Genomic DNA, 663 nt, shown 5'->3' on the forward strand with positions numbered 1-663 from the left:
AAGTCTGTTGGTATGACGTTGCTATCAATGTAACTGTATAAGAATAAAAAAATTCGATGTTATCCAAAACTCATAATTAGGTCTGCAATGTCGGATTTGCTGTCTAAAAAAAGCAAAAATCGACCTATGGCGGACATTTGCGTATTTCGCTTTGTCCAGCCAGCATGATCTGATCTTCGTTTATCTTCTGCTTTTACCCCACTACTTCACTCTGAACGCGGTGGCTGTTGGGGCAACGTTTGAACACGTCGAAGGGTTTGAAACCTTCGACGAAGAGTCTTAATCCCCTTTAGTGTATTCACCGCGTCCTGCGGCTCACCCCTTCGGGGCCAGCTAAAGCTGTTCCACGCCTGTTCCTGCAGCGTGGTCGGGGCAACGTTTGAACTCTTGTGGACAGCAATGGCAAGTCTTTCAAGCTCGTCTTAATCCCCTTTAGTGTATTCACCGCGTCCTGCGGCTCACCCCTTCGGGACCAGCTAAAGCTGTTCCACGCTTGCTCCTGCAGCGTGGTCGGGGCAACGTTTGAACTGGTTATCACAAACCATGACGCGGTAAAGTGGATAGGTCTTAATCCCCTTTAGTGTATTCACCGCGTCCTGCGGCTCACCCCTTCGGGGCCAGCTAAAGCTGTTCCACGCCTGCTCCTGCAGCGTGGTCGGGGCA

Annotated in this window: 1 protein-coding gene; it reads right to left on the reverse strand. The window is 50.4% G+C overall.

Features of this window, described 5'->3' with window-relative positions; all coding sequences use genetic code 11:
* Positions 1-476: 476 nt before the first annotated feature.
* Positions 477-663 (reverse strand): hypothetical protein (locus VT06_RS18685; RefSeq protein ID WP_235357471.1); only part of this gene is annotated, 187 nt, incomplete at its 5' end.

Origin of the sequence: Arsukibacterium sp. MJ3 (assembly GCF_000987765.1) — a bacterium.
Lineage (GTDB): Bacteria > Pseudomonadota > Gammaproteobacteria > Enterobacterales > Alteromonadaceae > Alishewanella.